The sequence below is a fragment of the Streptomyces sp. NPDC002888 genome (genome assembly GCF_042888465.1).
Taxonomy (GTDB): Bacteria; Actinomycetota; Actinomycetes; order Streptomycetales; family Streptomycetaceae; genus Streptomyces.
The window spans coordinates 151,482-171,015 of sequence record NZ_JBIAPU010000017.1; the positions used below are offsets into that span (position 1 = coordinate 151,482).

Sequence of the window (19,534 nt, forward strand, 5' to 3'; positions counted from 1 at the left end):
TCTGGCACCGCGAGCGGAGTGAGAGCGCTCTCCGATCATCGAAAATCCGGTTGCACACGGGGCGGGAGCACCCTGAGGATCACCGCATGAGCATGCGAAAGGCCCATGGCCGCTGACCGCCGCCTGACCCCGTACGCCCGCCTCCCCCGCGCCCACCACGGCCGGACCGTGCTGCACAGCACGGTCGACGCCTTCGGGCGTGCGCACTGGCTGCTGCGCGGGGCGACCGTTCTGGCCGACCTGTACGACGCCGTGGTCGTCACCGTGGACGCAGGACGCTCGGAGGAGACGCACCTCAGCTCCGTGCGGGCGCGCTTCCCGCTGGTCGACGCGCTCCCCGACGGCGGCTTCGTCGTCGCGGACGCGCGCAGCCGCGCCGACGCCGACCAGGTGCACATCTTCGACGCGTTGGGCCGCCCGACGTGGGGCTTCACGGTCGGCGACGCCGTCGGGCACCTGCTGACCGACGAGTCCGGCGACCTGTGGGTGGGGTACTTCGACGAGGGCGTCGTCTCCGACCCGCTCAGCGAGCCGGGCGTGCGGCGCTGGAGCAGCACGGGCACACCGGCGTGGCAGTACGGTCCGCAGTCCGGGATCGGCTCCTTCCTGGACTGCTACGCGCTCAATGTGGGCCGGCGCGCGACCTGGGTGTACCCCTACACGGACTTCCCTCTGCTGGAAGTGCGCGACGGCCGACCACCGCATGTGCGCACCGCCCCGGTCAGGGGCGCGTCCGGCGTTGCCGTGCACGGCGAGCACGTCGCCTTCTACGGCGGGTACGCGGACGACGGCGACCGGCTCGTCCTCGGCAAGCTGACCGACTCGGCCGTCGAACCCGAGGAGGAAGTCCGTCTGCTGCGCTCCGACGGCAGCCGATCGGGCGGCCCGAGACGGGTCGTCAGCCGGGGATCACGCGTCTACGTCCAGGAGGAGCCCTTCACCGAGTGGGGCCTTCTCGACATCGGTTGACGCCGACGCGTACCCCTCAGTGCTCGTGCACGCCATGCGGTCCGTGCGGCTCGTACCCCGGGATCGTGCCGTCCGGCTTCTTCACCAGGAACAGGCCCACCATCCCCATGTCGGAGTGGCTCTGCACATGGCAGTGGTACATCCACGCCCCGGCGCCCACCCCCTCCCCCGCGATCACCTGGAAGCCGAAGGAGTCCGCCGGGCCGACGATCTTGTTGTCGACGACCTGGCTCGGATCGTCGGGGCCGGTGAGCAGGCCCGTGCGGTTGTCGGCCCAGCGGTGCCCGTGCAGATGGAAGGTGTGGTAGTACTCGCCGTGCGTGATCACCGCGAACTCGACGCGGTCGCCCACGGTGGCCTCGAAGTCGGGGCCGGAGTGCGGGGGCCTGTTGTTGATCGTCATGTCGTTGAAGACGACGGTGTGGGTGCGGTCGGGCAGGACGTCGCCCTTGCGGCGGACGATCACCGGGCCGTAGAGGCCCTTGCGGATGCCGCCGGTTCCGTGTTCCGTCCCGACGACGTGGTCGTGGTAGTGCCAGTAGCCCGCGCTGCCCGCCCGCCAGGTGCCGTCCGCGCGCCGGCCGGGTGCGTGGGTGCGCCAGGTGTAGGTGCGGGTGCCGCCCGGTTCGACGTCGCTCTTGTTCAGCTTCGTGCCGTCGCTGGAGATCTCGTAGTCCAGGCCGTGGACGTGCAGACTCGCGGCCACGTCCATCGTGTTCTCGACCTCGATGTGCAGCGTGTCGCCCTCGTTGAGCTCGATCAGCGGCCCGGGGACGGTCGCGGCGCCCTTCTCGAGGCCGTACCCCATCCGGCCGTCGGACAGTTTCTCGGCGTACAGCTTGAGGTGCCTCACCACACCCCCGGCCGGCGCGGTCCGCGCCGGTGCGGCGGCGCTCACGGCCTCGGAGCTCAGGGCCATCGATGTCGCGGCGACCGCGCCGCCCAGCAGCACCCGCCGGTTGAACCCGCGTCTGTCCATGCGGAACTCCCCACCCTGGTACGGATTTTGCGGAGACGGACCTGTGATGAACCTGTGAGACCGTACCGGGCCCTCAGCCGTTTATCCACTCCCTGGACAAAGTTCGTGCCATTCCGGTTATAGGTATTGGCGCGCCGGACGGTGGGGTCTAGCTTCTTGGCGCTGCCGCTGTGACCGAGGAGGTGCCCATGCACTTACGAGGGTTGAGCACAACAAGCGCGAGAAGACGGGCCTGGACGACGGCCGTGACCGCCGGATTCCTCACCGCCGGGCTGATGTCGGGCCCACCCGCCGGGGCGCTCCCGGCGCCGGAACCGCCCGGGACGACGATGTCCGTCAAGTCGCCGCCGGGCGGCGCGAACGTACGGGTGCTGATCTTCCACGGCACCGCCGCGGCCGGGAACGAGTCGCCGGTCGTGAACGCCGGTATCGAGGCGATCGAGCGGATCGGCCTGTCCGGCCCGCAGGACCAGCGCTTCACGGTGGAGGCCACGGACGACGCCTCGGTCTTCACCGACGACACGGAGTTGGGCCGCTACAACGCGATCGTGTTCCTCACCGGAGGCGGCGACGTCCTCGACCCGGAGCAGGAAGCGGGCCTGGAGTCGTACATGGAGGCGGGCGGCGGCTTCGTCGGCATCCACGACGCGGCCCGCGCGGAACCGTACTCGGACTGGTTCACCGGCCTCGTCGGCGCCCGCCCGGCATCTTCCAGCCCAACTGCCGTGCAGCGGGCGACCGTTGAGGTGGGCGATCGGCGACACCCGGCCACCCGGGACCTGCCGGTGCAGTGGAAGCGGCCCGACCAGTGGTTCAACTGGGCGAAGAACCCTTCGGGCGACGTGCACACCGTCGCCCGGGTCCGCGAGTCGACGTACCAGCCGGGCGCGAGCAAGAACGGCTGGGACCATCCGGTCAGTTGGTGCCGGGACTACGACGGCGGCCGCTCGTTCTACACCGGCATGGGCGGCACGGTGTCGTCCTACGACGAGACCGAGTTCCGTACGCATCTGCGCGGCGCCCTGCTGTGGACCACCCGGCTGGCGCAGGCCGACTGCAAGGCGACCATCACCGGCAACTACAAGGCCGAGCGCCTCACCCAGCCCAATCAGCCGGGCCAGAACGACCAGATCGGCGAGCCGCACGGCCTGGTCACCGCACCCGATGGGCGCGTGTTCTCCATCGGACGCGGCGGCGCCGACTCCTCCCAGCCGGTGATCACCGACTGGAACAACCCCGACATCGGCAAGGGCAAGGGTCAGGTCCACGTCTACGACCCGAAGACCAAGAAGGTGACGCTGGCAGGCGAGTTGACCGTCTTCGGCAACAAGGGCGGCGGCGACGAGCTGGTCAAGGTCGAGGAGGGCCTGCTCGGCATCGAGCTCGACCCGCGCTTCGAGCAGAACGGCTGGGTGTACCTGCACCACACGCCACACGCCCGCATCAACCGCGACACCCGCATGGCCGAGCGGCGTGTCTCCCGCTTCACGCTCGACCCCGCCACGAACAAGCTCGACCTCGGCAGCGAGAAGGTGCTGCTCAAGTGGCCGGTGCAGATCCACAGTTGCTGCCACGCGGGCGGCGGGATGGCCTGGGACTCCAAGGGCAACCTGTACATCGCGACCGGTGACAACAACTCCAGCCGCTTCAGCGACGGTTACTCGGGCAACAACCCCGAGCCGAACTACAAGGGCGTCTCCTTCGCCGACGCGCGGCGCACCGCCGGCAACACCAACAACCTCAACGGCAAGATCCTGCGCATCCACCCGGAGCCCGACGGCACCTACACCCTCCCGGAGGGCAACCTCTTCACCGGTCACGAGAGCGCGGAGGGCGGCGGGAAGACCCGCGGCGAGATCTACGTGATGGGCGTCCGCAACCCCGCGCGCATCTCCGTCGACCGACAGACGGACGTCCTGTACGCGGGCTGGGTCGGCCCGGACGCGAGCGCGCCGTCGACGACGTGGGGCCCGGCGAAGTACGACACGTTCGCGGTGATCACCAAGGCGAGCAACCGGGGTTGGCCGTACTGCATGGGCAACAAGCAACCCTACCGGGACCGGAACCTGCCGGATCCGTCGAAGCCGCTGGGCTGGTACGACTGCGACCACCCGAAGAACGAGTCGCCGAACAACGACGGCCTGGTCAACCTCCCGCCGGTCACCGGCAACAACATCTGGTACTCCCCGCAGGGCGGCGCCCCGGACTATCCGCGCGACGCGAACGGCGTCCCCTCCTACAAGCAGGAGCAGGCCACCTATCTGCTGCCGTGGCTCAAGGGCGGCGGCCAGGCCGCGATGAACGGGCCGGTCTACCGCTACGACCCGGCGGCCGCCGGGGACGCCAAGTGGCCCGCGTACTGGGACGGCAAGTGGTTCGTCGGCGACTTCTACGACGCCGACCAGCCGCGCAACGCCGTGCTCACCGAAGCGAGGACCCAGGGCGACGGCGGTCTGCCGGTGCACGCGGAGTCGCTGAAGAAGATCGTGCCGATCAGTAACGACGGCATCAAGAACCTCATGGACTGGAAGTTCGGTCCGGACGGCGCTCTGTACGTCCTCGACTACGGCCGCGGCTTCTTCACCTCGGACGCCAAGTCGGCGCTGTGGCGGGTGACCTACAAGGGCGGCGGTCCGACACCGCCGGCGGACCAGCTGGCAAGGGGGATCCAGTGAGACGCCAACGCACAGTCTGGGCGGCCCTGTTGGCCGTCCTGCTCATGACGCTCGGAATGCAGGTGACACCCGCCGCCGCGGATCAGGCAGCCGCCGCTTCTGTGCTCACCTGGACAGCGGGCGACGACATCACCAAGTACACCTCGGCACCGACGACAGCGGTGGCGGGCACGACGACGATCGTCTTCGAGAACAGCGCGGCGACCGGCAACACCACCGGTATGCCGCACACGTTGACGTTCGAGACCTCCGACCCCGAGTTCAACGACGACGTCCAGCTCAACATCCTCGCCAACCCGAACGACGACCAGGGCGGCCGCCACACCGCCGAGGTCACGCTCACCCCGGGCCGCTACTTCTACCACTGCACGATCCCCGGCCATGGACAGATGCAGGGCATCCTGATGGTGACCGAGGGCGGTGGCGAGGACACCACGGCGCCCGAGGCGACGGCGAAGGTGACCGGGGCGCAGAACGCGCAGGGTGAGTACGTCGGTTCGGCGAGCGTGACGGTCGCGGCCACGGACGACGGTGGGTCCGGTGTCGACAGGATCCAGTACGCCGTCGACGACGCGGCCGACTGGCTCCCGTACACCGCTCCGGTCGTCGCCGACCGGGTCGGCAGCCACAAGGTCCGCTACCGCGCCTTCGACAAGGCCGGCAACGTGTCGGCCGAGAAGAGCGTCGAGTTCACCGTGGTCGCCCCGCCGACCGACGACACGACAGCGCCGGAGACCTCGGCGACGGTGAGCGGCGCGAAGAACGCCGACGGGGCCTACATCGACATGGCGACGGTCACCGTCACGGCATCCGATACCGGGTCCGGCGTCGACCGTATCCAGTATGCGGTCGGCTCCACCGGGGACTGGCTGCCGTATACCGCCCCCGTCATGGTCCACCAGCTCGGCACCCACACCGTCCGCTACCGCGCCACCGACAAGGCGGGCAACGTCTCCGCCGAGAAGAGCGTCCAGTTCACGGTGGTCTCCGCACCGCCGCAGGACACCATTCCCCCGGTGACGGGCGCGATCGTCGACGGTACGCGCAACTCCGACGGGGCGTACGTGGGGAACGCCCGGGTCACCGTCAGCGCGACGGACACGGGGGGCTCCGGCGTCGCGCGCGTCGAGTACTCGCTGGACGCCGGTCCCTACCTGGCGTACACCGGGCCCGTGGTCGTCGACCGAGTGGGCGCGCACACCGTCGCGTACCGGGCGAGCGACCAGGCCGGGAACACGTCACAGCCACGCACGGTGAGCTTCACGGTGGTGGCGGGCGGCGGAGTCCCCGCGCCCAACTGCCCGGAGTTCGACGAGCGGTTGACGGTGATCGTCGGCACGGTCGACTCCGGAGTCCCCAACCGGGTGACCAACAACCGGTGCCGGATCAACGAGTTGATCGAGGACGAGAAGGAGTGGACGTCCCACGCGCTGTTCCTGAAGCACGTGAAGACGGCCCTCGGCAGGCTTCTCGACGAAGGGGTCGTCGACGAGCGCGAGTACGACGCCGTGCTGGAAACCGCCCGCGCGTCCGGAATCGGCAGGCCGGGGCAGACAGAGGGCTACCGCAAGCTCTTCGACGGCAGCGCGGACTCCTTCGCCAAGTGGCGGCAGGTGGGCGGCGGTTCGTTCGGGCTCAACGCCGACGGCTCGATGACCAGCGGAACCACGACTCCCGGCCTCGGCATGCTGTGGTTCCCGCAGCGCAAGTACGGCGACTTCTCCTTGAAGCTCCAGTGGCGTGACGACGCCCCGGGCACCGGCAACGCCAACTCCGGTGTGTTCGTGCGCTTCCCGTGGGTCCTCGACCACCCGGAGGAGTCACGGCCGGAGTGGGTCGCCATCAAGTACGGGCACGAGGTGCAGGTGCTGGACCGGCCCGACGGCGACATGTACAAGACGGGCTCCGTCTACGGCTTCGACCGGGTGGGCCTCGCCGGTGCGGGCGTGACACAGAAGGGCACCTGGAACGACTACGAGATCCGCGTGGTCGACCAGCACTACTCGGTCTACCGCAACGGTGTGCTGATCAACGAGTTCGACAACATCGGCGGCCTGGACTTCTCCCCGCCCCGCGCGGACGATCCGGGCACGGACGGGCGGCGGTTCGCCTCCGGCTACATCGGGCTCCAGGTGCACGGCACGACGGATGTGGTCTCGTACCGGGACATCCGGATCAAGGAGCTGTAGGAGGCCCCTTCGGTTCCTCCGGTTCCTTGGGCTCTTTTGGCTCCCTTGGGTCCTTCGGTTCCTTCCTGGCCCGGCTCGGCTGTACCCGTCTGGGTTCGCCCGGCATCTTCGGATACTCGGGCGGGTACGGCAGATCGCCGAGCCCGTGGTCGTGTTCGTCCTTTGTCGCCAGCTCCAGCAGCGCGTCGAGGGAGAAGGCGTGGTCGTCCATGTCCGCGTGCACGTCGCCGAGTCGGGCGAAGCGCGCGGGCATGGTCGCGAGGTCGAAGTCGCGGGGGTGGGCCTGGCCGACCTCCTCCCAGCGCAGGGGCGCGGAGACGGGGGCGTGCGGGCGGGGCCGTACGGAGTAGGCGGAGGCGATGGTGCGATCGCGGGCGGTCTGGTTGTAGTCGATGAAGATGCGCTCGCCGCGCTCCTCCTTCCACCACTTGATGGTCACGAACTCCGGCATCCGGCGTTCCATCTCCCGGCCGACGGCGATGGCGGCGCGCCGGACCTGGGTGAACGTCCAGCGGGGTGCGAGGGGCACGAAGACGTGCAGGCCACGGCCGCCGGAGGTCTTGGGCCAGCCGCGCAGTCCGCCGAACTCGTCGAGGACGGCGCGGAGTTCGTGGGCGGCGCGGACGGCGTCGTCGTAGTCGGTGCCGGGCTGCGGGTCGAGGTCGATGCGGAGTTCGTCGGGGCGGTCGACGTCGTCGCGGCGCACCGGCCAGGGGTGGAAGGTGAGGGTGCCGTACTGGGCGGCCCACAGCACGGCGGCCTCCTCCGTGGGACACATCTCGTCGGCGCTGCGGCCGCTGGGGAAGGTGATGTGGGCGGTCGGGATCCAGTCGGGCATGTTCTTCGGCGCCCTCTTCTGGAAGAACGACTCGCCGGCCACTCCCTCGGGGTAGCGCTCCAGGGTGGTGGGGCGGTTGCGCAGCGCGCGCAGGATGCCGGGGGCGACGGCCTGGTAGTACCGGGCCAGGTCCAGCTTGGTGAAGCCGCGCTCCGGAAAGAAGACCTTGTCGGGACTGGACAGCCGCACGGTCCGGCCGCCCACCTCCAGCTCCACCGCATCACCCATGCGAGCCACGGTAGGCGCACGCCGCAAACCTCGCACACCGGACCATCAGCGCGCAGAATCGGACCATGGATCTGCCGGTCATGCCGCCCGTGAAGCCGATGCTCGCCAAGTCGGTGGCGAGGATTCCGCCGGGCATGCAGTACGAGGCCAAGTGGGACGGGTTCCGGGCGATCGTGTTCCGGGACGGGGGTGAGGTGGAGCTCGGCAGCCGTACGGGGAAGCCGCTGACCAGGTACTTCCCGGAGTTGGCGGCGGCGCTGCGGGAGCGGTTGCCGCAGCGGTGCGTGGTGGACGGGGAGATCGTGATCGCGCGGGAGGGGCGGCTGGACTTCGACGCGCTGACCGAGCGGATCCACCCGGCGGACTCGCGGGTGCGGATGCTGGCGGAGAGGACACCGTCCTCGTTCGTGGCGTTCGACCTGTTGGCGTTGGGGGACGAGTCGCTGCTGGACGTGCCGCTGAGCGATCGGCGGGCGCTGCTGAGCCGGGCGCTGGAAGGGGTGACGCCCCCCGTGCATCTGGCGCCGGCGACGACCGACGTCGAGGTGGCGCAGGAGTGGTTCGAGCAGTACGAGGGGGCGGGCCTGGACGGGGTGATCGCCAAGCCGCTCGGTGTGCGCTACCTCCAGGACGAGCGGGCCATGTTCAAGGTGAAGCACGAGCGCACGGCGGACGTCGTCGTGGCGGGGTACCGCCTCCACAAGAGCGGCCCGGTGGTGGGGTCGCTGCTGCTCGGCCTGTACGACGACCGCGGTGCCCTCCAGCACGTCGGCGTGTCGGCGGCCTTCCCCATGAAGCGGCGCGCCGAGCTGGTGCAGGAGCTGGAGCCGCTGCGGATGGACGCCGTGGCCGGGCATCCCTGGGCGGCCTGGTCGGACGAGGCCGCCCACGAGACGGCCCGGCTGCCCGGCGCGCCGAGCCGCTGGTCGGGCCGGAAGGACCTGTCCTGGGTGCCGCTGCGGCCGGAGTGGGTCGCCGAGGTGGCGTACGACCACATGGAGAACGGGGCCCGCTTCCGGCACACCGCCCGCTTCCGCCGCTGGCGTCCGGACCGGACCCCCGAGAGCTGCACGTACGCACAGCTGGAGGAGCCGGTCCGCTACGACCTCGCGGAGATCTTCGGCGCCAGGGACTGACGCACATGAGGCCTGATCCCGTAGGACCGGCTCACGGCTCTATCAGGATCTTGATCGCGCCGTCCTTCTTCTGCTGGAACATCCGGTACGCGTCCGGCGTCTCGGACAGCGGTACCCGGTGGGTGGCGAAGTCGTCGACGCCGAGCGGGTCCTCGTCCGTCAGGTACGGGATGATCTCGTCGCTCCAGCGGCGCACGTTGGCCTGGCCCATCCGCAGCTGGACCTGCTTGTCGAACAGGGTGAGCATCGGCAGCGGGTCGGCCATGCCGCCGTACACGCCGGACAGCGAGATGGTGCCGCCGCGACGCACCAGGTCGATGGCGGTGTGCAGGGCGGCCAGCCGGTCGACGCTGAAGCGCTCCGCGAGCGGGCCGCTCAGCTTCCGGGGCAGCATCGCCGAAGCCTGCTGGGTGAGCTTGGCGGCCGCGCTGCCGTGCGCCTCGGTGCCGACCGCGTCGATGACCGCGTCGGGGCCGCGACCGTCGGTCTGGTCGCGGATCGCCGCGACCAGCTCCTTCTCGTGGTCGAAGCTCCTGAGGTTGTACGTCTCCACACCCCGGGCGTGCGCCCTGCGCAGCCGCTCGGGCACCAGGTCGACGCCGAACACCCGCCCGGCGCCACGGGCCTGGGCGATACGGCAGGCCATGTCGCCGATGGGGCCGAGGCCGAGAACGGCGATGCTGCCGCCCTGGGGGATGTCGGCGTAGGCGACCGCCTGCCATGCGGTGGGCAGGACGTCGGAGAGGTAGACGAACCGGTCGTCGGGCGGCCCTTCGGGGACCTTGATCGGCCCGTACTGCGCCTGCGGGACCCGCAGGTACTCGGCCTGGGCGCCCGGCACCGAGCCGTAGAGGCGGGTGTAGCCGAACAGGGCGGCGCCCATGTGCTCGCTGGTCACCTGCGTGGTCTCGCACTGCGTGGGCAGGCCCGTGAGGCACATCCAGCAGTTGCCGCAGGCGATCTGGAACGGCACGACCACGCGGTCGCCCGCCTGGAGGTCCGGCACTCCGGCGCCGACCTCCTCCACGATGCCCATCGGTTCGTGGCCGAGGATGTCGCCCGGCGTCATGAACGGGGTGAGCACCTCGTACAGGTGCAGGTCGGAGCCGCACAGGCCGGTGGAGGTGATACGGATGACGGCGTCCGTCGGCTCCTCGATCCGTGGATCCGGAACGGTCTCCACCCGCACGTCCCGCTTGCCCTGCCACGTCACTGCCCTCATCGCGCCGCGCTCCCTCCGTCGTGTCCGGTGTGCCCGGGCTGTCCGGTTCTGTGTCCCGCCCGGGTACCCGAAGGCCCCATACCGAACCACGACGTGCGCACCAGCGGAATCGATCGCACGTGTGCAGCAATAAGCAAATAAGCGCACAATGAGTGACACATGCGTGAGGTGGCAACGGTGGTCGTGAGACGCAGGGCACGTGCGCGGAACACCGCGACGACAGCGGCGCTGCTGACCGCCGCGGTGTCGCTCTCGCTGGTCGCGGGCTGCACGGGGAGTTCCGCCCCGCCCGACGACGGACGTAACACGAGCCGGACGCCGACGCGGAGCCAGACCGCCACCCCCACCACGGGCTCGGTACTCGCCGTGAAGATCGACAACGCGAGCACGGCCCGCCCGCACACCGGCCTGGACTCCGCGGACATCGTCTACGCAGAGCAGGTCGAGGGCGGGCTCAGCCGACTGATGGCGGTGTACGCCACGCGGCTGCCGAAGGCGGTCGGGCCGGTGCGCAGCGCACGCGAGTCCGATCTCGAACTGCTGCGCCAGTTCGACCGGCCCCTGCTGGCGTTCTCCGGCGCGCAGAGCAAGCTGATGCCGCTGATCGACGGTGCGCCGCTGGTGCCCGAGCCTCCGGGCCGGGCGTCCGGCGCCTACTTCCGCGACTCCGCGAGGCGCGCGCCGCACAACCTGTATCTGCGCCCCGACCGACTGCTGCCCACCGCGCCAGGCGCGGCCGCGCTGACCACCGGCTTCCACGTGGGCCCGGCACCCGCGGGCGGCAGGGCGCAGACCTCGCTCACCGTGCGCTACCCGGCGGCCCGTTTCGCCTTCACCTGGTCCGGGAGCGACAAGGGCTGGCGGGTCGCGATGGACGGGACCGCCGCTCGGACGACCGACGGCAAGCCGCCCGCTCCGCCGACGGTCGTCGTGCAGTACGTGAAGGTCCGCACGTCCACCTTCCGCGACTTCCTCGGCAACAACACGCCGTACACGGAGACGGTGGGCTCGGGGACGGCGACGGTGCTGCGCGACGGGCGGGCGTACGACGTGGAGTGGAAGCGCCGAAAGGCCACTGACGGCACGGAGTTCACGACGAAGGACGGTCGGCCGGTGAACTTCGCCGCGGGCCAGGTATGGGTGGTCTTCGCGAAGAAGTGATCGCGGCGGCGATCAGCGCGGCGCGACGAGCGGCTCCGCGGGATTGCGCAGCCCCTCCGCCGCGTCCGACACCCGACGGATCAGGTCGAAGAACTGGTTCTGCTCCTCGGCGGAGAGCGGGGCGAGGAAGACCTGGTTCATCCGGGCCGTGCGCACGGTCAGCTTGCGGTGGGTGCGCAGGCCGTCGTCGGTCAGGCGCAGCAGGAAGCGGCGGCCGTCCTGCGGGTCGCGGACCTTGTCGAGCAGCCCGCGCCGGCCGAGCCGGCTGATCACCTCGGCGATGGTGGACCGGTCGAGCCCCACCCGCTCCCCCACCGTGCGCTGGTCCAGGCCCGGTTCGGCGACGAGTGCGTTGAGGACCGCGAACTGGGGCGAGGTGATCTCCTCGGAGACCATCGTGTTCCACAGCAGGTAGTGCGCCTGCTGCAGTCGCCGGGCCAGGTGCCCGGGATGGGTGGTGAGGTCCACCGCGGCCATCCGTACTCCCCGGGTTGAATTCGTTGGTGTACTGAACAATACCCGGGGAAGACAGTCTTGACGCCCCTGGTGCCTCGATGGCAGCGTGAAGACACCTCACTGAAATACTCAGTGCCCTGATTAATTGAGGGTCGGGGTGCTCGGAAGAGATGGGGCTTCACGGATGGACAAAGTGGTCGCCACGGCCCTGGAAGCCGTGGCCGACGTGCCCGGCGGCGCGTCGCTCGCGGTGGGTGGTTTCGGGCTGAGCGGTGTGCCGAACGTGCTGATCCAGGCCCTGTACGAGCGGGGCGTGGCCGGGCTGTCGGTCGTCTCCAACAACTGCGGGGCGATGGAGTCGGGCCTCGCGGTCCTGTTGGCCGCCGGGCGGATCGCGCGGGTGACCGGGTCCTACATCGGCGGGAACAAGGAGTTCGCCCGGCAGTACCTGGCCGGCGAGCTGGAGGTGGAGCTGATCCCGCAGGGCACGCTCGCCGAGCGGCTGCGGGCAGGCGGCGCCGGAATCCCCGCCTTCTACACCCCGGCCGGGGTCGGCACCCAGGTCGCCGAGGGCGGGCTGCCCTGGCGCTACGACGGTGAGGGCGGGGTCGCGCTGGCATCGCCGCCGAAGGAGGTGCGGGAGTTCGACGGCACCCAGTACGTGCTGGAGCACGGTATCCGTACCGACTTCGCGCTGGTCAGGGCGGCGAAGGGGGACCGGCACGGCAACCTCGTCTTCAACAAGTCCTCCCGCAACTTCAACCCCCTCGCGGCCATGGCGGGCCGGGTGACGATCGCCGAGGTCGAGGAACTCGTCGAGCCCGGCGAGATCGACCCGGACGCAGTGCACCTGCCGGGGATCTTCGTGCAGCGGGTCGTCGCGCTGACCCCCGGGCAGGCGGCGGACAAGCGGATCGAGCAGCGGACGGTGAGCAACTGATGGCCTGGACACGCCAGGAGATGGCCGCCCGCGCCGCGCGCGAGCTCGAAGACGGCCAGTACGTCAACCTCGGCATCGGACTGCCGACCCTGATCCCCAACTACCTGCCGCCGGGCGTCGAGGTGATCCTGGAGTCCGAGAACGGCATCCTGGGCACCGGCCCCTACCCCACCGAGGACCAGGTCGACCCCGATCTGATCAACGCCGGCAAGGAGACCGTGACGGTCCTGCCGGGCGCGTCCTTCTTCGATTCCGCGCTGTCGTTCGGCATGATCCGCGGCGGTCACATCGACGTCGCCGTTCTCGGCGCCATGCAGGTGTCCGAGAACGGCGACCTCGCCAACTGGGCCATACCGGGCAAGCTGATCACGGGGATCGGCGGCGCGATGGACCTCGTCCATGGCGCCCGCACGGTCATCGTGGTGATGACCCACACCGCCAAGGACGGCTCGCCGAAGATCCTGACCGAGTGCGCGCTGCCGCTCACAGGTAAGGGGTGCGTGAACCGGATCATCACCGACCTCGGCGTCCTCGACGTCACCGAGGACGGTCTGACGCTTGTCGAGACCGCGCCCGGCGTGAGCGTCGACGAGATCATCGGCAAGACCGACGCCAAGCTGACCGTCCCGGAGGACCCGCGATGAAGGAGGACCTGCGATGAAGGACGTCTACATCGTCGACGCGGTCCGCACCCCGGTCGGCCGCTACAACGGCGCGCTCGCCACCGTCCGCCCGGACGACCTGGCCGCCCACGCCCTGCGTGAACTCCTCGCCCGCACCCCCTCGTTGGACCCGGCCCGCATCGAGGACGTCTACCTCGGCAACGCCAACGGGGCCGGCGAGGAGAACCGCAACGTCGCCCGTATGGCCGCCCTCCTCGCGGGCCTGCCCACCTCCGTGCCCGGCGTGACCGTCAACCGGCTGTGCGCCTCCGGCCTGGAGGCGGTCATCCAGGCGGCCCGCGCGATCGCCGTCGGGGACGCCTCCATCGCGGTGGCCGGTGGTGTGGAGTCGATGACCCGCGCGCCGTACGTCCTGCCGAAGAACGACAGGCCGTTCCCCGCCGCCCACACCGAGCTGTACTCGACCACGCTGGGCTGGCGCATGGTCAACCCGAGGATGGACCCGCAGTGGACCGTTCCGCTGGGTGAGTCGGCGGAGCTGATCGCCGACAAGCACAAGATCACGCGGGAGCAGCAGGACGGGTTCGCCCTGCTCAGCCACCAGAAAGCGGCCAAGGCGCAGGCCGCAGGACTGTTCGACGCCGAGATCGCGCCTGTGCCGATCCCGCAGCGCAGGGGCGAGCCGGTGGTGGTCGACGCCGACGAGTGCGTACGCGCCGATGCGTCGCTGCAGGCGATGGCCAAGCTGAAGCCGTCCTTCCGCACGGCGAGCGAAGCGAGATGGGGGTCCCCCCGGCCGGAGGCTGGGGGAGGCACGGTGACGGCCGGGAACGCCTCGCCCCTGAACGACGGGGCCGCAGCCCTGCTCCTCGTCGACGAAAAGGGCCTGAAGGCCACCGGCCGTGAACCGCTCGCCCGCGTCGGCGCGACCGGTGTCTCCGCGATCGACCCGCACTACTTCGGGCTCGCCCCCGTCGAGGCGGTCAACCGCGCCCTCGCCAAGGCCGGCAAGCAGTTCGGCGACCTGTCGGTCCTGGAACTGAACGAGGCGTTCGCCGCGCAGGTGCTGGGCTGTGTGGCGGAGTGGCCCGAGTTCGACCAGGCGATCCTCAATCCCCAGGGTGGCGCGATCGCCCTCGGGCACCCGCTCGGCGCCTCCGGTGCCCGCCTCGCCGGCACCGTCGCCCACCAACTGGCCGCCCGGGGCTCCGGCACCGGCGTCGCCACCCTCTGCATCGGCGTGGGCCAGGGCCTGGCCCTCGTCCTCGAACGCTAGGAAGCGTCAGGAAGCGTTAGGAAGACCCATGACTCTCACCCAGCACGACATCGACCAGGAGATCGCGGCCGAGCACGCCGCGTACGAGAAGCGGGTCGCCGACGGCGGCCCCGTCGAGCACCATCCGCGCCGGGACTACGCCCCCTACCGCTCGTCCCTGCTGCGCCACCCGGGGCAGCCGCCGGTCGCCATCGACGTCGCCCAGGACCCGGAGCTGGTGGAGCTGTCCTCCCCGGCCTTCGGCGAGCGGGACATCACCGAGATCGACAACGACCTGACCAGGCACCACCGGGGTGAGCCGATCGGCGAGCGGATCACCGTATCCGGACGGCTCCTCGACCGTACGGGGCGCCCGATCCGCGGTCAGCTCGTCGAGCTCTGGCAGGCCAACTCGGCCGGCCGGTACGCCCACCAGCGCGAGCAGCACGACGCCCCGCTGGACCCCAACTTCACGGGCGTGGGCCGCACCCTCACCAACGACGACGGCTTCTACCGCTTCACCACGATCCAGCCGGGCCCCTACCCGTGGCGCAACCACGTCAACGCCTGGCGCCCGGCCCACATCCACTTCTCGCTCTTCGGCTCGGCGTTCACGCAGCGGCTGGTGACGCAGATGTACTTCCCCAACGACCCGCTCTTCGAGTACGACCCGATCCTGCAGTCCGTGACGGACGACGCCGCCCGGCAGCGCCTGGTCGCCACCTACGACCACAGCCTCTCCGTGCCCGAGTTCTCCCTCGGCTACCACTGGGACATCGTGCTGGACGGCCCGAACGCCACCTGGATCGAGGAAGGACGCTGACCGCCATGACGAAGATCGACACAAGCAGCCCGGAGAGCGTGCTGCCCACCCCGTCGCACACGGTGGGCCCCTTCTACGGATACGCCCTGCCGTTCCCCGGCGGCGGGGACATCGCACCCGTCGGCCACCCGGACACCATCACCCTCCAGGGGTATGTCCACGACGGCGAGGGCAAGCCGCTGCCGGACGCCTTCGTCGAGCTGTGGGGACCCGACCCGGACGGCAACCTGCCGCAGGTGGACGGCTCGATCCGGCGCGACCCCTCGACCGGCGGCTACCTGGGCCGCAACGGGGTGGAGTTCACCGGCTGGGGCCGCATCCAGACGGACGCCAACGGCCACTGGTACGCACGCACGCTGCGTCCCGGGGCACGTGGGCGGAGCGCGCCCTACCTGAGCGTGTGCGTGTTCGCGCGCGGTCTGCTGGTGCACCTGTTCACCCGGGTCTACCTGCCGGGCGACGAGGCTGCGCTGGCCGCCGACCCGCTGCTGGCCCGCCTGGAGCCGAACCGCCGCGACACGCTGATCGCCACGGACGGAGGCGACGGCACGTACCGTTTCGACATCCGTCTTCAGGGCGAAGGCGAGACGGTCTTCCTGGAGTTCCAGTGACCCCTGCAGAGTCCGACACCGGTCTGCTCGCCCCCGGGTGGGCCGGCTCCCCCGCCGCGGCCGCGACGAGCGACGGCGCCTTCCTGCGGGCGCTGCTCGACGCGGAGGCCGCGCTGACCCGGGCGCAGGCCGCGCTGGGGCTCGCCCCGGCCGGCGCGGCGACGGCGGTGACACGGGCGGCCGACGCGAACAGCTTCGACGTACGGTCCCTCTCCGAGCGCGCCCGGGCCGGCGGCAACCCGGTCATCCCGCTGGTCGGCGAGCTGACGAAGGCGGTCGGCGAGGAGTACGGCCCGTACGTCCACCGGGGTGCGACCAGCCAGGACATCATGGACACGGCGACGATGCTGGTGGCGGTGCGCACACTGGACCTCGTCCTCGCCGACCTCGCCCGCACCGAGCGCGCGCTGGCCCGGCACGCCGCCGAGCACCGCGACACCGCGCTGCCGGGACGGACGCTCACCCAGCACGCCGTACCGACGACGTTCGGGCTGAAGGCGGCCGGGTGGCGGTCGCTGGTGCTGGACGCGCGGGACCGCGTGACGGCGGTACGGGACGGACTCCCCGCCCAACTGGGCGGCGCGGCCGGCACGTTGGCGGCCTTCACGGCATACGGCGCCGACGACCCCACCGCCCTGCCCGCCGCCTACGCCCGTGAACTCGGGCTCGCGGAGCCGCTGTTGCCCTGGCACACCCTGCGCACGCCGATCGCCGACCTCGCCGGGTGTCTGGCCATCACGGCCGGGGCGCTGGGCAAGATCGCCGCCGATGTGCTCACCCTCTCCCGCACCGAGATCGCCGAGGTCGCGGAGGGCAGCGGCGGCGGCTCCTCGGCCATGCCGCACAAGGCGAACCCGGTGCGGTCCACCCTGATCGCGGCGGCCGCCCGGCGGGCACCGCAGCTCGCGGCGACGTTGTACTCGGCACTGGTGGCGGAGGACGAGCGGCCGGCCGGGGCCTGGCACGCGGAGTGGGAGCCGCTGCGGGACCTGTTGCGGCTGGTCGGCGGTGCCGCCCGCGACGCCGCCGAACTGGCCGAGGGGCTCCGGGTGAACGCGGACGCCATGCGCGAACACCTCGGCCTCACCCATGGGCTGATCGTCTCCGAGCGGCTCTCCGCCGAGCTGGCCGGCGTGCTCGGCCGCGCCCGCGCCAAGGACCTGCTCACCGAACTCGCCCGGCGCACCTACGCCGAGGGCAGACCGCTGGCGGAACTCCTCGCCGAGGAGCCCCAGTTGCAGGGCGTCGACCTCGACCTGGACGAGATCGCCGACCCCGCCCGTTACACCGGCTCCGCAGGAGCCATCATCAACCGTGCGCTGGAGCGACGTTGACCGAGAACCTTCTCAACCACCGTACCGAGGGCCCCGCTTCCGCTCCCCCTCTTCTGCTCGGCCCCTCGCTGGGCACCTCGTACGCCCTGTGGGACAAGGTGGCGCCCGAGCTGTCCGTCACCCACCGGGTGGTGCGCTGGGACCTGCCGGGGCACGGTGGTTCGGCGGCGGATCTGATCGGGCCCGGGGCCACGGTCGGCGACCTCGCCGAGCGGGTGCTCGCGCTGGCCGACGCGCTCGGTCTGGAACGGTTCGCGTACGCCGGGGTGTCGCTGGGCGGTGCGGTCGGTCTGCATCTCGCGGTGCACCACCCGGAGCGGGTGTCCTTCCTCGCCGTGATCTGCTCGTCGGCCCACTTCAACGGCTCGAAGCCGTGGGAGGAGCGGGCGGCACTGGTGCGCCGCGAGGGACTGGCCTCGCTCGCCGAGAGCGCGGACGCCCGCTGGTTCACGCCCGGGTTCACCGTGCCGGAGCTGGTGGAGGACCACCGCCGTGCCGACCCGGAGGCGTACGCCGCCTGCTGCGACGCCCTGGCCGCGTTCGACCTGCGGGACCGGCTCGCGGAGATCTCCGCGCCCACCCTGCTGATCGCGGGCCGGCAGGATCCGGCGACGCCTCCCGCCCATCTGCGGGAGATCGCGGACGCGGTGCCCGGCGCTGCCCTCGTCGAGCTCCCCGGCGCCTCGCACCTGGCGCCCGCGCAGTGCCCCGAGGCCGTCCTCACCACCCTGCGGGCCCACCTCGACGGGGGCGCCAGGAGGGGCATGGAGGTGCGGCGGCAGGTGCTCGGCGACGCCCACGTGGACCGGGCTCAGGACCGGCAGACTCCGTTCACCGCGCGCTTCCAGGACTTCATCTCGCGCTACGCCTGGGGCGAGATCTGGACCGACTCCACGCTCAGCCGCCGCGAGCGCAGCATGATCACGCTGACGGCGCTGGTCGCCCACGGCCACTACGACGAGCTCGCCATGCACGTCCGGGCGGCGCGACGCAACGGGCTCACGCCCGAGGAGATCGGCGCCGTCCTGCTCCAGACGGCCGTGTACTGCGGGGTCCCGGCGGCGAACTCGGCGTTCGCGACGGCACAGCGGGTGCTCGCGGAGGAGGAGAGCGTTTAGCCCACGCCTAGCCCACCACGTATCCCCGCCGCTTGTCGACGACGTTGCGGAGCGGGCGGCCCTCGATGTGGCGGGTGAGGTTGTCGAGGAACACTTCGATGAGTGCTTCCCGCTCGCCGGTGGTCTCGCCCGCCGCGTGCGGAGAGATGATCACACCGGGCATGTTCCACAGGGGCGAATGTGCGGGCAGTGGCTCCTGGTTGAAGACGTCCAGGGCGGCTCCGGCGAGTCGGCCGTCGGTGAGGTGGTCGATGAGCGCTTTCTCGTCGACGAGGGCGCCTCGGCCGACGTTGACCAGCCGGGCCCCGGGCTTTATGGCCGCCAGTACGGAGGCGTCGACCATGCCTCGTGTGTCCTTGGTGAGGGGGGCGGCGAGGACGACGTAGTCGGCCTCTGCCAGTGCGGAATGCAGCGTGGCGGGGCCGTTCACCGTGCCGAAGTCGGGGTGGTCGGTTCGGCTCGATCGCCCGGCCCCCTGCACCCGCATGCCGGCGCCGCGCAGCAGCCGGGCGATGGCGCGACCGATGGGGCCCGTGCCCCAGACCAGGGCGGTGCGCCCGGTGATGGTGTCGCTGGGGCGCGGACGCCATTCGCGGCGCTGTTGGTGTTCCCAGGTGCCGGGGAAGTCCTTGGCGAGGGCGAGGATCAGACCGAGTACGTATTCGGCGGTCGGCTGGTCGTAGACGCCGCGCGCGTTGGTGAGAGTGACGCCGGGGTCGTTGACCAAGGCGGGGAAGAGGAAGGAGTCCACGCCCGCGGAGGCTGCGTGGACCCAGCGGGGGGCCTTGTCCGGGTTGTCGGGCCAGGCTGCGCGGATGGCCGGGGTGATGGTGACCCAGGCCAGGAGGGCGTCCGCGCCGGGGAGGAGAAGGGGGAGCTCCTCCTCGGTCGCGTACACCGTGTCCGCGAGCCGCTCGATGAGTCCTGTGGCCGGAGGCAGGTTGCCGCGGTAGAGGACGACGAGGCGGTCGGGCATG

General features: G+C 71.0%; 17 protein-coding genes. 12 read left to right on the top strand and 5 right to left on the bottom strand.

The features are described 5' to 3' along the window. Window positions 1-105: 105 nt before the first annotated feature. On the top strand, window positions 106-969 hold the full coding sequence (locus ACFYWX_RS26970) for a hypothetical protein (protein ID WP_389426682.1): 864 nt from the start codon (window positions 106-108) through the stop codon (window positions 967-969). 16 nt (window positions 970-985) lie between these two features. Here ACFYWX_RS26970 and ACFYWX_RS26975 read toward each other — a convergent pair whose 3' ends face one another. Next, entirely contained in the window at window positions 986-1,948 is a 963-nt protein-coding gene (locus ACFYWX_RS26975) for a multicopper oxidase domain-containing protein (protein WP_389426683.1), read from the bottom strand. A gap of 188 nt (window positions 1,949-2,136) precedes the next feature. Here ACFYWX_RS26975 and ACFYWX_RS26980 point away from each other — a divergent pair, with 188 nt between their 5' ends. Then, on the top strand, window positions 2,137-4,623 hold the full coding sequence (locus tag ACFYWX_RS26980; RefSeq protein ID WP_389426684.1) for a ThuA domain-containing protein: 2,487 nt from the start codon (window positions 2,137-2,139) through the stop codon (window positions 4,621-4,623). Between the two features lie 44 nt (window positions 4,624-4,667). Further along, window positions 4,668-6,812: an OmpL47-type beta-barrel domain-containing protein gene (locus ACFYWX_RS26985; protein WP_389426755.1), complete on the top strand. Its 2,145-nt coding sequence runs from the start codon at window positions 4,668-4,670 to the stop codon at window positions 6,810-6,812. Here the strand turns inward: ACFYWX_RS26985 and ligD are convergent. Continuing rightward, window positions 6,799-7,878 (bottom strand): non-homologous end-joining DNA ligase, encoded by a 1,080-nt coding sequence (gene ligD / locus ACFYWX_RS26990; protein ID WP_389426685.1) that lies wholly within the window; start codon window positions 7,876-7,878, stop codon window positions 6,799-6,801. The genes ACFYWX_RS26985 and ligD overlap by 14 nt on opposite strands. A 65-nt stretch (window positions 7,879-7,943) precedes the next feature. On the opposite strand from ligD, the gene ACFYWX_RS26995 reads away from it, so the two are divergent. After that, entirely contained in the window at window positions 7,944-9,014 is a 1,071-nt protein-coding gene (locus tag ACFYWX_RS26995) for an ATP-dependent DNA ligase (RefSeq protein WP_389426686.1), read from the top strand. Window positions 9,015-9,045: 31 nt separating this feature from the next. On the opposite strand, the gene ACFYWX_RS27000 is transcribed toward ACFYWX_RS26995, so the two are convergent. Further along, window positions 9,046-10,236 (bottom strand): zinc-dependent alcohol dehydrogenase, encoded by a 1,191-nt coding sequence (locus tag ACFYWX_RS27000; RefSeq protein WP_389426687.1) that lies wholly within the window; start codon window positions 10,234-10,236, stop codon window positions 9,046-9,048. A 159-nt stretch (window positions 10,237-10,395) separates the two neighbouring features. On the opposite strand from ACFYWX_RS27000, the gene ACFYWX_RS27005 reads away from it, so the two are divergent. Continuing rightward, window positions 10,396-11,397: a DUF3048 domain-containing protein gene (locus ACFYWX_RS27005; RefSeq protein WP_389426688.1), complete on the top strand. Its 1,002-nt coding sequence runs from the start codon at window positions 10,396-10,398 to the stop codon at window positions 11,395-11,397. A 12-nt stretch (window positions 11,398-11,409) separates the two neighbouring features. On the opposite strand, the gene ACFYWX_RS27010 is transcribed toward ACFYWX_RS27005, so the two are convergent. Then, window positions 11,410-11,874, bottom strand: a complete 465-nt coding sequence (locus ACFYWX_RS27010) for a MarR family winged helix-turn-helix transcriptional regulator (protein WP_389426689.1) — start codon at window positions 11,872-11,874, stop codon at window positions 11,410-11,412. Window positions 11,875-12,037: 163 nt separating this feature from the next. Between ACFYWX_RS27010 and ACFYWX_RS27015 the strand changes: the two genes are divergently transcribed. The 7 genes from ACFYWX_RS27015 to pcaD are packed head-to-tail and all read left to right on the top strand — an operon-like array spanning window position 12,038 to window position 18,557. Then, window positions 12,038-12,793 carry a CoA transferase subunit A gene (locus ACFYWX_RS27015; protein ID WP_389426690.1) on the top strand — a complete coding sequence of 252 codons (756 nt, stop codon included), beginning with the start codon at window positions 12,038-12,040 and terminating at the stop codon, window positions 12,791-12,793. Further along, the gene (locus ACFYWX_RS27020) at window positions 12,793-13,437 is read left to right on the top strand and encodes a CoA transferase subunit B (RefSeq protein ID WP_389426691.1); all 645 of its coding nucleotides are present in this window, start codon (window positions 12,793-12,795) and stop codon (window positions 13,435-13,437) included. The genes ACFYWX_RS27015 and ACFYWX_RS27020 overlap by 1 nt, the downstream gene beginning before the upstream one ends. Before the next feature lie 13 nt (window positions 13,438-13,450). After that, a complete protein-coding gene (locus tag ACFYWX_RS27025) occupies window positions 13,451-14,692 on the top strand; it encodes a thiolase family protein (RefSeq protein WP_389426692.1) in 1,242 nt (413 codons plus the stop codon). A gap of 28 nt (window positions 14,693-14,720) precedes the next feature. Continuing rightward, window positions 14,721-15,494, top strand: a complete 774-nt coding sequence (gene pcaH / locus ACFYWX_RS27030) for a protocatechuate 3,4-dioxygenase subunit beta (protein ID WP_389426693.1) — start codon at window positions 14,721-14,723, stop codon at window positions 15,492-15,494. Window positions 15,495-15,499: 5 nt separating this feature from the next. Then, window positions 15,500-16,105 carry a protocatechuate 3,4-dioxygenase subunit alpha gene (pcaG, locus tag ACFYWX_RS27035; protein ID WP_389426694.1) on the top strand — a complete coding sequence of 202 codons (606 nt, stop codon included), beginning with the start codon at window positions 15,500-15,502 and terminating at the stop codon, window positions 16,103-16,105. Next, window positions 16,102-17,439: a 3-carboxy-cis,cis-muconate cycloisomerase gene (gene pcaB, locus ACFYWX_RS27040; protein WP_389426695.1), complete on the top strand. Its 1,338-nt coding sequence runs from the start codon at window positions 16,102-16,104 to the stop codon at window positions 17,437-17,439. The genes pcaG and pcaB overlap by 4 nt, the downstream gene beginning before the upstream one ends. Beyond that, on the top strand, window positions 17,436-18,557 hold the full coding sequence (gene pcaD, locus ACFYWX_RS27045) for a 3-oxoadipate enol-lactonase (protein ID WP_389426696.1): 1,122 nt from the start codon (window positions 17,436-17,438) through the stop codon (window positions 18,555-18,557). The genes pcaB and pcaD overlap by 4 nt, the downstream gene beginning before the upstream one ends. Window positions 18,558-18,564: 7 nt before the next feature. Here pcaD and ACFYWX_RS27050 read toward each other — a convergent pair whose 3' ends face one another. After that, on the bottom strand, window positions 18,565-19,533 hold the full coding sequence (locus tag ACFYWX_RS27050; RefSeq protein ID WP_389426697.1) for a D-2-hydroxyacid dehydrogenase: 969 nt from the start codon (window positions 19,531-19,533) through the stop codon (window positions 18,565-18,567). Between the last annotated feature and the right edge of the window lies 1 nt (window position 19,534).

Coding starts and splice junctions, on each gene's coding strand:
- ACFYWX_RS27005 (WP_389426688.1), top strand. CDS start 10,396: ATGCGTGAGGTGGCAACGGTGGTCGTGAGACGCAGGGCACGTGCGCGG.
- pcaG (WP_389426694.1), top strand. CDS start 15,500: ATGACGAAGATCGACACAAGCAGCCCGGAGAGCGTGCTGCCCACCCCG.
- pcaH (WP_389426693.1), top strand. CDS start 14,721: ATGACTCTCACCCAGCACGACATCGACCAGGAGATCGCGGCCGAGCAC.
- ligD (WP_389426685.1), bottom strand. CDS start 7,878: ATGGGTGATGCGGTGGAGCTGGAGGTGGGCGGCCGGACCGTGCGGCTG.
- ACFYWX_RS27015 (WP_389426690.1), top strand. CDS start 12,038: ATGGACAAAGTGGTCGCCACGGCCCTGGAAGCCGTGGCCGACGTGCCC.
- ACFYWX_RS26980 (WP_389426684.1), top strand. CDS start 2,137: ATGCACTTACGAGGGTTGAGCACAACAAGCGCGAGAAGACGGGCCTGG.
- ACFYWX_RS26975 (WP_389426683.1), bottom strand. CDS start 1,948: ATGGACAGACGCGGGTTCAACCGGCGGGTGCTGCTGGGCGGCGCGGTC.
- ACFYWX_RS27020 (WP_389426691.1), top strand. CDS start 12,793: ATGGCCTGGACACGCCAGGAGATGGCCGCCCGCGCCGCGCGCGAGCTC.
- ACFYWX_RS26970 (WP_389426682.1), top strand. CDS start 106: ATGGCCGCTGACCGCCGCCTGACCCCGTACGCCCGCCTCCCCCGCGCC.
- ACFYWX_RS27000 (WP_389426687.1), bottom strand. CDS start 10,236: ATGAGGGCAGTGACGTGGCAGGGCAAGCGGGACGTGCGGGTGGAGACC.
- ACFYWX_RS26995 (WP_389426686.1), top strand. CDS start 7,944: ATGGATCTGCCGGTCATGCCGCCCGTGAAGCCGATGCTCGCCAAGTCG.
- ACFYWX_RS27050 (WP_389426697.1), bottom strand. CDS start 19,533: ATGCCCGACCGCCTCGTCGTCCTCTACCGCGGCAACCTGCCTCCGGCC.
- ACFYWX_RS26985 (WP_389426755.1), top strand. CDS start 4,668: ATGACGCTCGGAATGCAGGTGACACCCGCCGCCGCGGATCAGGCAGCC.
- ACFYWX_RS27010 (WP_389426689.1), bottom strand. CDS start 11,874: ATGGCCGCGGTGGACCTCACCACCCATCCCGGGCACCTGGCCCGGCGA.
- ACFYWX_RS27025 (WP_389426692.1), top strand. CDS start 13,451: ATGAAGGACGTCTACATCGTCGACGCGGTCCGCACCCCGGTCGGCCGC.